Below are 11,917 nucleotides of genomic sequence, written 5' to 3'. Positions count from 1 at the left end.
CCGATCTGCACCGCGGCCGCCGCCCGCATCGCCCGCGCCATCACGAGGCCGCCTCCCCCGCGCCCGCAAGCGACGCGCCCGCGTTGCCCGCCGCGTCGAGGCCCTCGGCCGCGCCGAACGAGCCGCCGCCGAGGAAGGCGTCGTCGCGATCGTGCACGAAGTCGTAGAACGCCTGCTCGATGCGCACCCAGCCGCGCCACCCGGGATGCACGGTGTCGCAGAGGAAGTACTTCTCGTACTCGCAGGTGGAGAAGTCGGCGTAGGCCGTGCCCGCCGCGTCGGCGATGCCGCGCACGCGCTCGTAGTACGCTTGCCGCTCGTCGGCGGAGACGCCCTCGCGATCGTACCAGGCCCCGTGCACCGGCAGGATGACCACGAGCGGCTCGATCCCCGTCTCGCGGCACACCTGGAGGAAGCACGCGAGGTCGGCGTACTCCTCGTCGGCCTGCGAGAAGGTCTGGCCGCGCTCGGCGTCGTAGCCGGAGTTCTTCTGCCAGTACGCGTCGTAGACGCCGTAGTCGTTCGTGGTGCAGGCGGCGTCGCCCGACGCGTCGGCTTCCTCGAGCAGCGCGTCCCAGTCGGGCTCGCCGGTGGGCTCGCCCGCGGCGCGCACGGCGCTCTTGAGCGGCGCCTGGTTCACCACGCTCGGCAGCTCGGAGCGCAACCGCAGGTCGTCGGCCGCCGTGCGCACCGCGTCGTTCACCGCGTCGAGCGGCGTGTCGCGATGCGCCGACGCCGTGGTCTTCGCGTCCACGCCCAGCTGCTCCACGCGCGAGCGCACGTAGGCCTTCGTCTCATCCGAGATGCTCGGGTTGTCCGCGAACTGGCGGTACAGCGCGTAGGAGAACTTCGAGGCGAACTTGCCCTGGTCGCCGTTGCCCTTGAAGAACCACTGGGGCGACACGACGATCATCGCCTTTTTGTTCTTTACCTGGCTGCCGTACGCGCCGACGGCGATGGCCTGCCACAGGCTCTGGTCGTACGCCTCGCCGACGTAGGTGAGGTCGACGCCCGTCACGTTCTCGCCGAGCACCTGCTGCGGGCATTGCGCCACCTTGTCCTTCGAGATGTAGAATTCCGACGACCCGAACGCCAGGTAGCCGTCGTCGCTCATGGTGGCCAGCGTGAACGCCGTGCTCTCGGACTTCATGCCCGAGTACACGTAGTCGTACAGGCGCGCGGGGTCGTGCGCGGTTTGCGCGGGCAGCAGGGCGTTCGCGCCCGCCAGCACGAGCGCCGCCGCCAGCAGCCCCGCCAGCACCGCGCGCAGGAGGCGCATGCCCGACGGAGCCGCGCCCGGGGTGTCCGACCGGTTCGCCATGGTCGCCTACAACCTGATCTCCACCTGGTGGATGATGAGGTTCACCGTGTTCATCTCGGCACGCTCAACCTCGGTGGGGGCGATGAACACGCCGAACTCGTCCTCGATGTCCACGAGCAGCTCGATGGCGCCCATCGAGTCGAGCAGCCCGAGCGCGAACAGGTCCTCGTCGCGGCGCACGCGCACCTCGTCGTCGCCGCACACCTCCTCGAGGATGTCGAGCATCTTCCCCTCGAGCTCCTCGTGCGTCGTATCAGCCATGGAACGCTCCTTTCACGAGCATCGTGATCTGCCCCGAGAACAGCGCGAACCCGAACATCACCAGCTGCAGCGTGACGAACCAGGACAGCGCCTTGAACGCGGGGTCTTTCCTATGCGCCTTGTAGAACTTCGACTTCTTCTGGAACGCCTCGGTGCCGGCCAGCAGCAGGCCGTGGAACAGGCCGTACAGCAGGTAGTCCGCCGTGAGGCCGTGCCAGGCGCCCATGAGGGCCATGTCGAACACGAAGCCCCAGCATGCGACAGCCAGCCGGCTGTCGAACCAGCGGCGCTTCAGCGCCAGGCGCGAGAAGCGCATGAACACGAAGTCGCGCAGCCAGAACGACAGGGTGATGTTCCACCGGTTCCAGAAGTCCTTGATGTCGACGGAGGCGAACGGGGCGCGGAAGTTGCGCGGCGTCCGGATGCCGAAGCAGTAGCTGGCCCCCATGGCCATGAGGCTGTATCCCGCGAAGTCGAAGAACAGGTACAGCCCGTACACGTACGCCGTCTGCACCTGCGCGCCCAGCTCGGCCAGAAACGGGCCCGAGCCCCAGGCCGCCGGCGCGTAGAACCGATGCAGCCACGCGGCCACGACGAAGGTGTACACGAGCCCGACCAGCAAAAGCAGGATGCCGCGCGCCAAGAGGCCCGCGTACTCGTCGCGCGAGCGCACCGCGTGCGCATCCTCGGCGAACCGGCGCGACCGGTCGATGGGGCCCGAGGTGAACACCGGGAAGAACAGGAGGAAGTACAGGTAGTCGAACAGGCCGAGCTCCTCGATGATGCCGTCGCGCACCTCGAACAGCACCTGCAGCGCCTTGAACGTGATGTAGGACACGCCCATGAAGCCCAGCAGGTTCTGGTCGAACACCGCGCCGACCTTCGCCGAGAGAAGCGGCGCGAGGATGAGCGCGAACGCAACGGCGAAGCGCTTGTTCGAGCGCGGGCTCGCCAGCACCCAGCGCGTCGAGAGCACGGCCACCGCCACGAAGCACAGCGCCACGGCCAGCCCGGGCAGGTCCTTGCAGAACAGGCACGCCAGGAACGCCACCGAAGCGGCCATGCCGTAGCGCGCGAGCGGCTTCTCGCGCAGGCCGAGGAAGGCGGCGCCCGCCACAGCCAGCGCCAGCAGCGCGAAGAAGCTCGGATCGGCGTAGAACGTCATCGATGCTCGCCATGCCTCATGCCTCGGCCAGCGCCTTGCGGTCCACCTTGCCGTTGCAGGTGAGCGGCAGCTCGCCCACGAGCGTCACCGCGCGCGGCACCATGTAGCCGGGCACGCGCTCGGCGAGCCGCGCCTTGATGAGCCGTGCGATCTCGAAGTCGGTGCCGGCCGGGCGGTCGCGCAGCACGACGCACGCCTTCAGGTACGCCACGCGCTCGCGGCGGCGCACGGGCACCACGGCCGCCTGTTTCACGAGCGGCAGCGCGCCGAGGTTCTCCTCCACGTCCTCCAGCTCGATGCGGAACCCGTTCACCTTCACGAGCGAATCGAAGCGGCCGTCGCAGTACAGCATGCCGCTCTCGTCGAGATGGCCCGCGTCGCCCGTGCGGTAGGCGCGCGCGGGCGAGCCGTCGGCGAGCGTCGCGTCGAAGAAGGCTGCGGCCGTCTTCTCGGGGTTGCGGAAGTAGCCCTTGGCCACCGTGTCGCCCACGATGACGATCTCGCCGGTCCGCCCGGCCTCGCACGGGGCGCCCGTCTCGGGGTCGACGATGCGCAGCTCGGTGCCGGGGCGCGCCGCGCCCACCGGCAGCGGGCGCTCGCCGGCGAGCTCGGCGTCCCCGATCTCGACGTAGGTGACCGCCACCGTGGACTCGGTGGGGCCGTACGTGTTCGCGATGCGGGCGCGGGGGAAGCGCTCGCGCAGGGCGGCGGCCGTGGAGCGGCGCAGGGCCTCGCCGCAGAACAGGAACAGGCGCACGTCGGGCAGCAGCCGCTCGTCGAAGCTGCGGTCGACCAGGCACAGGTCGGCGAACGACGGCGTGGACGTCCACACCTCCACGCCCGAGGCGCGCAGGTCGGCGAACAGCGCCCGCAGGTCCTCCGTTTCCTCGCGCTCGACGGCGTGCAGGCAGCCGCCCGTGGACAGCGCGCCCACCACCTCGTACTCGGACAGGTCGAACGAGTACGGCGGTTGGTCGAGGAACACGCGCCCGCCCTCGCCGATCACCGGGAAGGTGCGCACCCAGTCCATGAAGCGCGCGACGTTGCGCGCGCTCACCTCGATGCCCTTCGGGCGGCCCGTGGATCCGGACGTGAAGATGAGGTACTGCGTCTGCTCGCCCGCCACCCAGCGCCCGCGGTCGGGCGCGCGCACCGGGCAGGGGGCCGACGCGATCGCGCGCACGTCCACGATGCGGCCGACAGGCACGCAGCCGCGCAGCGCCTCCGGCAGCGGCACCGTCGCCGCCAGCAGCGGCGCGCCCAGCTGGGACACGATGTCCATGAGGCGCGCGACGGGCATCTCCGTGTCCACCGGCACGAACGCGTGCCCGCTCTTCAGGCAGCCCAGGAAGCCGGCCACCATGAGCGGCGCCTTGTGCCCCAGCACCACGACCGGCTCGCGGTCGTCCGTGCGCGCCGCCAGCGTCGCGGCGATGGCGTCCGACAGCTTCCACAGCTCCCCGTACGTCATCGTCGTCCCGTCGGCCGCGCGGTAGGCGGGCGCCTGCGGACGCAACCGCACCGCTTTCTCAACCGAAAGCAAGAATCCGTTCTCCTCTGCCATCTACCACCGCCCCGTCTCTCTCGTCGTGGTTGAAGCCCGGCTGCGTTCCTCAAGCGGGCGGATCAAAGATAGGACCCGATTATGGAAGCGCTGTTGCGGCCACAGACTCCTGACAGAACGGTCACCGGCCCGTTACGGAATGCACGCAAACCTCACGGTTCTCAGCCCTATACTGGTTGGGGGTTCCGAAAGCGACGGAGGTGCCATGAAACCCACCATCTACCTGGATGCGGACGCGTGCCCGGTCACGGCCGAGGCGCTCGCGGTCGCGCGCGCGTGCCAGGTGCCCGCCGTCATCGCGGGCAACTCGACGCAGAACCTGGCGCGCCATCTGCGGCGGGGCGACCCGCGCACGCCCACCGGCGGGTTCTGGGTCGACACGCTGCCCGTAGGCGTGGGCGCGGACGCGGCCGACTTCGCCATCATGCAGGAACTCCAGCCCGGCGACATCGTGGTGACGCAGGACATCGGCCTGGCCGCCATGGCGCTCGGGCGTCGCGCGCGGGCCATCGGCGTGCGCGGGCGCGTGTTCACGCTGGCCACCATCGACCTCGACCTGCACATCCGCCACGAGGAGAAGAAGGTGCGCCGGCAGGGCGGGCGCACGCGCGGCCCCGCCCCCTTCGAGGACGACGACCGCGAGCGCTTCGCGGCGAACCTGCGCCGCCTCGTGGAGGAGTCGCTGCGCGACGGAGAACGAGAGCACTAGCTGGCGAAGGTTCCTTCTGCAAAATCACCGATTTCGGCGCATCGACGGGATCTCGAAAGGCCCGTCGCAAAACCATTCCCCTCGATACCGTTTCCACCAGGACTTTCGACTAGGGCTTCCGAATCAATACGAGGCACGGGGCGTTCCCCGACTTGCCACAACGCCGAAATCGGTGATTTTGTAGCGCACATGCGCCTCAGTGAAGGCCGGGAGCCCTTCGGGTCCCGAGAGCCGGCGCATCATGCGGCGGGCATGTTCTCCCCAGTAGCCCGACGAGGCGTCGTCGTTGCCGACGATCGCCTTCGCGCGCAGCACGCCCTCGGCCGGCAGGTCGAAGAACCCGATGACCGCCCCGCCCATTCCCCGCTGCAAGCCCTTCATGCCGTGCGAGCGCCGCTCGACGAACGCTTTCCGATACGCGCGGTCCGGTGCCGTCCTCGACGAAGCCGCCCTAGTTCGCGCAGAGCGGGAACCCGCCCTCCCCGACGCCCGAGGCGACCGAGCCGGCGATGCCGCGAGCACTGCGACGAGCGCGCCTGCCAGCGCGGGGCACGCGCAGGCGGGCGGCTGCATGCCGACTTCCCCGTCGTTACGACTCGTCGCCGTCTTGATCGGCTTTCAACGCCTCGAACGCCGCCTTCATGGTGGGGTTCTTCCTGGTCAGGCGCTTGATGGTGAGGTCCTGGGCCTTGTTGTTCGCCAGGCGCAGGTTGTTCTCGGACGACACGAGCGCGTCCTTGGTCTTCTGCAGGTGCAGGATGGTCTTGTCGATCTCGTCGATGGCCGTTTGGAACTTGCGACTGGCCAGGTCGTAGTTGCGCGCGAAGCCCGCCTTGAACGACTCCATGGACTCCTCGAAGTTCGTGATGTCGATATTCTGGTTGCGCACGACGGCCAGCTCCGCCTTGTACGCCATCGAGTTCAGCGCCGCATTGCGCAGGATGGAGATCATCGGGATGAAGAACTGCGGCCGGATGACGTACATCTTCTCGAACCGGTACGACACGTCCACGATGCCCTGGTTGTACAGCTCGCTCTCCGGTTCGAGCAAGGTGACCAGCACCGCGTACTCGCACCCCTTCTTCGTGCGGTCGGCGTCGAGCTTCTTGAAGAAGTCCTCGTTCTTGTGGCGGTAGGCCGACTCGTCGGACTCGTTCTTCATCTCGAACATGATGGAGACGATCTCGTTTCCCTCCTCGTCGCGCTCGCGGAAGATGAAGTCGCCCTTCGAGCCCTCCGACGCGTCGTTGTCCTTCTCGAAGTACGCGCGCGGGAACGCCGTGGCGCGGATCTTGTTGAACTCAACCTCGCAATGCTGCTCGAGCGACTCGCCCACGAGCTTGGTGGACAGACGCGCCTTCATGTCCTTGTAGCGCTCGATCTCGCCCTCCTTGTAGGCGATGATGTCGTCCTTAGCCTTGAGCTCGATGGCCAGCTGCTCCTTGAGGGCGCTGGCAACCTGGCACTTCTCGGCATCCTTGAGCTTGACCTGCGCCGCAAGCTCGTCGCGCTCGCGCTCGAGGGCCGAGCGCGCCTGCTGGACCGCCAGCTGCTTCTCGGCCTCGTTGGCGCGCTGCTGCGCGGACAGGCGCTGCTCGAGCTCGGCGATGCGGGCGTCCTTCGCCGCCGCCGCGTCGGCCAGCGCCCGCTCGCGCTCGGCCTGGGCCAGGCGCGCCTCGCTCTCGCGCTCGCGCGCCGCCGCCTCAAGGCGGGCCTCCAGCTCGGCGATGCGCGCCTCCTTCTGCGCCGCCGCTCCCTGCGCATCGCCGAGCGCTTGGGCCACGGCGAGCTCCACCGCCTGGCGCTTCTCGGTTTCCAGCAAGTCGGCGTGGCGGCGCACCTCCTTGTCGAACTCGGCGTCGCGCACCTGCTTGAGGATGGCCGCGAAGCCGGCCTCGTCGATGGTGAACATCCCGCCGCAATGGGGGCACTTGATCTCGTTCATGCTCTCTCCTTCTCGCGTCCCGACGATTCTACCGCATCCGCCCGCCCCTGGCAGTCCCACGTCCGGAACACTCGTCGAAGCCTCCGCCGTCGGGCGCGGCGGGAGGGGCGGGAGCGCATCCCGCATGCGCCCGTCCGGAGCGGATTTGTTTCAAAACGTTTAAATAATCATTGTCATCACCCTTCGCACCTTATAATGAGGGCATGTGAAAATTCCCCGAAGGAGGTTCCCCCACCATGAGCTACGTCGATCGCGTCATCGAGCAGGTGAAGGCCAAGGATGCCGAGCAGCCGGAGTTCATCCAGGCCGTCACCGAGGTGCTGAAGTCCCTGGAGCCGGTCATCGAGTCCAACCCAGCCTACGAGAAGGCGGGGCTGCTCGAGCGCATCGTGGAGCCCGAGCGCGTCATCATGTTCCGCGTGCCGTGGGTCGACGACGAGGGCAACGTGCACGTGAACCGCGGCTACCGCGTGCAGTTCAACAGCTGCCTCGGGCCCTACAAGGGCGGCCTGCGCCTGCACCCGTCGGTGAACCTGGGCATCATCAAGTTCCTGGGCTTCGAGCAGATCTTCAAGAACAGCCTGACCACGCTGCCCATGGGCGGCGGCAAGGGCGGCTGCGACTTCGACCCGAAGGGCAAGTCGGACCTGGAGGTCATGCGCTTCTGCCAGAGCTTCATGACGGAGCTCTACCGCCACATCGGCGCCGACACCGATGTGCCGGCCGGCGACATCGGCACGGGCGCCCGCGAGGTGGGCTTCATGTTCGGCCAGTACAAGCGCATCAAAAACGTGTGGGAGGGTGTGCTCACCGGCAAGGGCCTGTCCTACGGCGGCTCGCTCGCCCGCACCGAGGCCACGGGCTACGGCCTCATCTACTTCGTGCAGGAGTACCTGAACTGCCATGACGACTCCTTCGAGGGCAAGACCGTTGCCGTGTCCGGCTCCGGCAACGTGGCCATCTACGCCACGCAGAAGGCCCAGCAGCTCGGCGCGAAGGTGGTCACGCTCTCCGACTCCACCGGCTGGATTCACGACCCGGCAGGCATCGACGTGGACCTGGTCAAGCAGATCAAGGAGGTCGAGCGCGGCCGCATCAGCGAGTACGCGAAGCGCAAGGAAGGCGTGGAGTACCACGACGGGCGCGGCGTGTGGAGCGTGCCCGTGGACATCGCGCTGCCCTGCGCCACGCAGAACGAGCTCTTGCTCGAGGACGCGAAGCAGCTCGTGGCGAACGGCTGCCAGATCGTGGCCGAGGGCGCGAACATGCCCACCACGATGGACGCCACCGACTACCTGATGGAGAACGGCGTGGTGTTCTGCCCCGGCAAGGCGGCGAACGCCGGCGGCGTTGCCACGTCCGGCCTGGAGATGTCGCAGAACTCCGAGCGCCTCTCCTGGTCGTTCGAGGAGGTCGACGCCAAGCTGCAGGGTATCATGAAGAACATCTACCACGCGGCCGACGACGCGGCCAAGGAGTACGGCCACGAGGGCAACTACGTCATGGGCGCGAACATCGCCGGCTTCAAGAAGCTCGCCGACGCCATGATGGCCCAAGGCATCGTGTAGCGCGAAGCACGAACCTCGCAAGCGAGCGCCCCTGTCCGAGGACGGGGGCGCTCTTGCATTCGGGAGTGCGACCGGAGCAATCCGGCCCCTACGCCCTACGAGGCCTGCAGCACCTTGGCGGACACGACGTTGCTAGGGGATATGAGGATAGCGCCCACCGAGCCGACGGCCGGGGCGTCCACGTAGAACGTGCCGTCGATGGTCTCGCCCATGACGAACAGGTCCTCGTCCTGGGTGGACACCACGATGTCGATGCCCGAGACGTCTTCGGCGTACTCCTTGTCGGGCGTGACGAGCACGATGAAATCGACCTTGTGGCGCTTGAAGTAGGCGATCTGCTTCTCCAGCACGATGGTGGACGTGGGCTCGGCGATGCCGAAAACGCCGAAGCGGTGCCCGCCCTTCTTCAGGATGACGCCCTCGCGGTACGCGTCGAGGTCGACCGTGTCGAGCGAGAACACCGTGGCGCCCTTCTCCTCGTAGCCTTCCTTTGCCTCCTGGGCGCTGAGCGTCTTCTTCTTCGAGCCGAGCAGGCTCTCCCCGGCATCCGTTCCCGGGGCGGACGCGGTCCCTGCCGTGCCGGTGGCGTCTTTGCCGCCGGACGACCCTGGGGCATCCGGCGAGCCGGCATCGGCCTCCTTGCCGGCAGCCGCGCCTTCGGCCGATTCCTTGCCGTCGGCCGCGTCCCCAACCGCATCGCCCGCGCCCTTCCCGGCCACCGGTTCGACGGCAGTCCCCGGGTACACGATGGCGGTGTAGCCGTCCATGCTTCCGAACGTGTCATCCAGGTTCGATGCCGCCACGTTCCAAGAGTGCCCTGCCACCAGGTACCATCCCAAGCCGCACAGGCTAAGGACGATAAGGGCCAGGAACACGAAGAGCGCTATTTTCTCGCGAGATTTCACCGACATAATGCTCAGCATTATACCGTGCCGCATTGAGGCCGTCCCCCAGATGGGCAACCGACAGAATTTCGACAGCTACGCGCTCCCGCCGACGCGGGCGCTGCAAGGGACGACGGCGCGACCGCTCGCCCGCCTACACCAGCTTCTCGTAGGCGATGCGCTCGGGCGTGCCCGCCTCGGCATGCGCGATGTAGATGACGCCGCATTCGGCGTAGCCGCTCTTCTCCAGCAAACGGCGCATGGGCAGGTTGCCAGGATGCGTGTCGATGCGCACGCTCTCGCATCCTCGATCGCGCGTCAGCTCCTCGGCGCAGGCCAGCAAGAACGAGGCGGCGCCGCGCCCCTTGCACGAGGCCGAGACCGCCACGCGGTGCACCACGCCGTAGCACGCATCATCCGAGCGCGTGTTGGTGAGCCATGAGCCCCGATCGATCAAGTCGTAGTCGCGTTCGCCCGAGAAGCCCACCATAGCCGTGGCCACGACGTCGCCTTCGTCGCCGACCACGACGTAGGACTCTCCGCGTGCACGATCGGCTTCGATAGCCTCGCGATGCGGGTACCCGCCCTGCCACTGGTCGATGCCGAGCTCGGCGAGCGCGCGCCGGCCGTCGGCGAGGATGTCCATGATGCGGTCGACGTCCGACGCGCGGGTTGAGCGGAATTGCACGGGGATGTTCTCTTTCTTCTCAAAGGAGCCGTTCGAAACAAAGCGTCGACCCGCAGGTCGCAGGGGCGCCTTGGGGCGCGGTCAGAGGATTGCACGGCCGGCGGGGTCGCCCGCCTTCACCACAGGCGCTCGAACGCGGCGCGGCGTCTCTCACGGCCCAGGCGGTCGCGCAGGACAGCGGTGCCGCAGGACGAGAAGCCGTACTCCATGAGCAGCGCGCGCATGGGCTCGTTGCCCTCGTACACATCGCAGCGAAGGCTGCGCTTGCCGGCAGCCTTCGCGAGGCGCTCGGCCTCGCCCAGGATGAACATGCCCACGCCGCGGCGGCGCGCCTCCGATGCCACGCACACCCAGTGTAGGGCCGCATACGGGGCCTCCCCGGCAGGAGGCTCGGCAGACTCGGTGAGCCAGTCCGCGCCCGAGGAACGGCCATAGGCCTCGTCTCCGCGCGGATCGACGGCAAACACGCCGATTATGCGCTCGCCGCCGGCCTCCTCGTCGCCGGTGCGCTCGGGCACCGTGACCACATGGGCGGTGCCCCAGTCGATGGCGCGCATGACGCGGCGCTCGGAGGGGTACTTCTTCGACCCCTTCTCCTCGATGCCCAAGGCGGCCAGCGCCTCGTGGCCGTCTTCCAGCACCTCCTGGAAGCGCACGAAGTCGTCGTGCGTGGCAGGACGGGAGCGATAATAGCCCAGAAGCGAGGCGCGTCCCTCGAAGGGCGGCAGGTCGTCGGGCGAGCCGTCCAGGCCGCCCTCGCCCTTCGCGGGCGCCTCCTCGCGCTGCGTCACCAAGAGCACCATGACCACGATCATGGCGATGCCCGCCACGTCCACCGGCGTGGCGGGCGTGCCCAGCCACACGGCCGAGATGACCGTTGCCGACACCGGCTCGACGCAGCCCACGAGGCCGGCACGCACCGGGCCGGCATCGGTGATGCCCTGCAGGTAGAACAGGTACGCGGCGAACGTGCCGATGATCACCATGGCACCCATGACGCCCACGAGCTCGGGCGTGATGTCCACGGGGATGCTCCACGGCTGCACGAACACGGTGGCCACCGTGCCCCCCAGGAGCATGGCCAGGCCCGTGACGATGAAGCTGCCCCACTTCGCCAGCACCTTGCCGGGAAGCAGCGTGTAGGCCGCCAGCGCGAATGCCGACACGACGCCCCACATGAGCCCCTCGGCCGGTATGGCGAGCGCGCCGATGTTGCCCTTCGTGGCGATGAGGAACGTGCCGCCCAGGGCGAACACGAGGCCGAACAGCTCGCGCGGCTTCGGCCAGCGCCGCACGCGCACGCACACGATGAACATGATGACCACGAGGCCCAGGCGTTCCAGCACGGTGCCCGTGCCCGCATTCGTGTAGGAGATGGCCGACAGGTAGCTCATCTGGGTGAGCAGCACGCCGAACATCGAGAAGGCCGCGATACGGAGCAGCGAGCGCTTGTCGCGCAGCACGGCGCGCAGGCTGCGCCAGTTCTTGAAGAGGCACGCCACGAGGAAGATGAGGGCTCCCAGCAGCAGGCGCACGCAGGTGATCCACGCCACCGGCACCCCGAGCTCGCTCGTCATGAGCTGGGCGCAGGTTCCCGAGAACCCCCAGCAGATGCCGCCGAGCGCCGCGAACGCGATGCCGCGTGCCACATGGCTTTTCCTGGGCGCCGCCTGCGCGATTGCCGCCTGACCGGCCATGGCCCTCCCCCTCTCCTTGTCTCGCGGGGCTTTGCCCCCCTTGCATCCATCAGCGCATTGTCCCACGGAAGCCCACCACGGTAAAGAGGTTTGGCGAGCCTTTTGCGTCGTTTTT

At 68.2% G+C, this 11,917-nt stretch carries 11 protein-coding genes; 2 read left to right on the top strand and 9 right to left on the bottom strand.

The features are described 5' to 3' along the window. Positions 1 to 40: 40 nt before the first annotated feature. The 4 genes from dltD to dltA are packed head-to-tail and all read right to left on the bottom strand — an operon-like array spanning position 41 to position 4,311. On the bottom strand, positions 41 to 1,321 hold the full coding sequence (gene dltD / locus LB310_RS14560; RefSeq protein WP_301155284.1) for a D-alanyl-lipoteichoic acid biosynthesis protein DltD: 1,281 nt from the start codon (positions 1,319 to 1,321) through the stop codon (positions 41 to 43). A 6-nt stretch (positions 1,322 to 1,327) separates the two neighbouring features. Continuing rightward, positions 1,328 to 1,582, bottom strand: a complete 255-nt coding sequence (gene dltC / locus LB310_RS14555; protein ID WP_087191596.1) for a D-alanine--poly(phosphoribitol) ligase subunit DltC — start codon at positions 1,580 to 1,582, stop codon at positions 1,328 to 1,330. Continuing rightward, positions 1,575 to 2,747, bottom strand: coding sequence for a D-alanyl-lipoteichoic acid biosynthesis protein DltB (gene dltB / locus LB310_RS14550; RefSeq protein WP_087191597.1), 1,173 nt, complete (start codon positions 2,745 to 2,747; stop codon positions 1,575 to 1,577). Before dltB ends, dltC begins: the two co-directional genes overlap by 8 nt. A gap of 16 nt (positions 2,748 to 2,763) precedes the next feature. Continuing rightward, positions 2,764 to 4,311 carry a D-alanine--poly(phosphoribitol) ligase subunit DltA gene (gene dltA, locus LB310_RS14545; RefSeq protein ID WP_087191598.1) on the bottom strand — a complete coding sequence of 516 codons (1,548 nt, stop codon included), beginning with the start codon at positions 4,309 to 4,311 and terminating at the stop codon, positions 2,764 to 2,766. A 205-nt stretch (positions 4,312 to 4,516) separates the two neighbouring features. Here dltA and LB310_RS14540 point away from each other — a divergent pair, with 205 nt between their 5' ends. Next, a complete protein-coding gene (locus LB310_RS14540) occupies positions 4,517 to 5,020 on the top strand; it encodes a DUF188 domain-containing protein (RefSeq protein WP_087191599.1) in 504 nt (167 codons plus the stop codon). 123 nt (positions 5,021 to 5,143) lie between these two features. On the opposite strand, the gene LB310_RS14535 is transcribed toward LB310_RS14540, so the two are convergent. Both LB310_RS14535 and LB310_RS14530 read right to left on the bottom strand, forming a co-directional pair. Then, the gene (locus LB310_RS14535; RefSeq protein WP_087191600.1) at positions 5,144 to 5,380 is read right to left on the bottom strand and encodes a hypothetical protein; all 237 of its coding nucleotides are present in this window, start codon (positions 5,378 to 5,380) and stop codon (positions 5,144 to 5,146) included. Positions 5,381 to 5,609: 229 nt separating this feature from the next. Next, positions 5,610 to 6,965: a DUF2130 domain-containing protein gene (locus LB310_RS14530; protein ID WP_157009665.1), complete on the bottom strand. Its 1,356-nt coding sequence runs from the start codon at positions 6,963 to 6,965 to the stop codon at positions 5,610 to 5,612. A 236-nt stretch (positions 6,966 to 7,201) separates the two neighbouring features. On the opposite strand from LB310_RS14530, the gene gdhA reads away from it, so the two are divergent. Then, complete coding sequence (gene gdhA / locus LB310_RS14525) at positions 7,202 to 8,533, top strand: NADP-specific glutamate dehydrogenase (RefSeq protein ID WP_087191602.1); 1,332 nt, start codon at positions 7,202 to 7,204, stop codon at positions 8,531 to 8,533. Between the two features lie 95 nt (positions 8,534 to 8,628). On the opposite strand, the gene LB310_RS14520 is transcribed toward gdhA, so the two are convergent. The 3 genes from LB310_RS14520 to LB310_RS14510 form a co-directional block, all read right to left on the bottom strand. Continuing rightward, positions 8,629 to 9,444, bottom strand: a complete 816-nt coding sequence (locus LB310_RS14520) for an alcohol dehydrogenase (RefSeq protein ID WP_087191642.1) — start codon at positions 9,442 to 9,444, stop codon at positions 8,629 to 8,631. Between the two features lie 127 nt (positions 9,445 to 9,571). Beyond that, complete coding sequence (locus LB310_RS14515; RefSeq protein ID WP_087191603.1) at positions 9,572 to 10,105, bottom strand: GNAT family N-acetyltransferase; 534 nt, start codon at positions 10,103 to 10,105, stop codon at positions 9,572 to 9,574. 116 nt (positions 10,106 to 10,221) lie between these two features. Next, on the bottom strand, positions 10,222 to 11,802 hold the full coding sequence (locus LB310_RS14510) for a GNAT family N-acetyltransferase (protein ID WP_301155283.1): 1,581 nt from the start codon (positions 11,800 to 11,802) through the stop codon (positions 10,222 to 10,224). Positions 11,803 to 11,917 lie beyond the last annotated feature (115 nt).

The sequence above is a fragment of the Gordonibacter sp. RACS_AR49 genome (assembly GCF_030418435.1).
Lineage (GTDB): Bacteria > Actinomycetota > Coriobacteriia > Coriobacteriales > Eggerthellaceae > Gordonibacter > Gordonibacter urolithinfaciens.
Note: the sequence above shows the minus strand (reverse complement) of the source record. Positions and strands in the feature narration are given on the sequence as shown.

Coding starts and splice junctions, on each gene's coding strand:
- dltD (WP_301155284.1), bottom strand. CDS start 1,321: ATGGCGAACCGGTCGGACACCCCGGGCGCGGCTCCGTCGGGCATGCGC.
- dltC (WP_087191596.1), bottom strand. CDS start 1,582: ATGGCTGATACGACGCACGAGGAGCTCGAGGGGAAGATGCTCGACATC.
- dltB (WP_087191597.1), bottom strand. CDS start 2,747: ATGACGTTCTACGCCGATCCGAGCTTCTTCGCGCTGCTGGCGCTGGCT.
- dltA (WP_087191598.1), bottom strand. CDS start 4,311: ATGGCAGAGGAGAACGGATTCTTGCTTTCGGTTGAGAAAGCGGTGCGG.
- LB310_RS14540 (WP_087191599.1), top strand. CDS start 4,517: ATGAAACCCACCATCTACCTGGATGCGGACGCGTGCCCGGTCACGGCC.
- LB310_RS14535 (WP_087191600.1), bottom strand. CDS start 5,380: ATGGGCGGGGCGGTCATCGGGTTCTTCGACCTGCCGGCCGAGGGCGTG.
- LB310_RS14530 (WP_157009665.1), bottom strand. CDS start 6,965: ATGAACGAGATCAAGTGCCCCCATTGCGGCGGGATGTTCACCATCGAC.
- gdhA (WP_087191602.1), top strand. CDS start 7,202: ATGAGCTACGTCGATCGCGTCATCGAGCAGGTGAAGGCCAAGGATGCC.
- LB310_RS14520 (WP_087191642.1), bottom strand. CDS start 9,444: ATGTCGGTGAAATCTCGCGAGAAAATAGCGCTCTTCGTGTTCCTGGCC.
- LB310_RS14510 (WP_301155283.1), bottom strand. CDS start 11,802: ATGGCCGGTCAGGCGGCAATCGCGCAGGCGGCGCCCAGGAAAAGCCAT.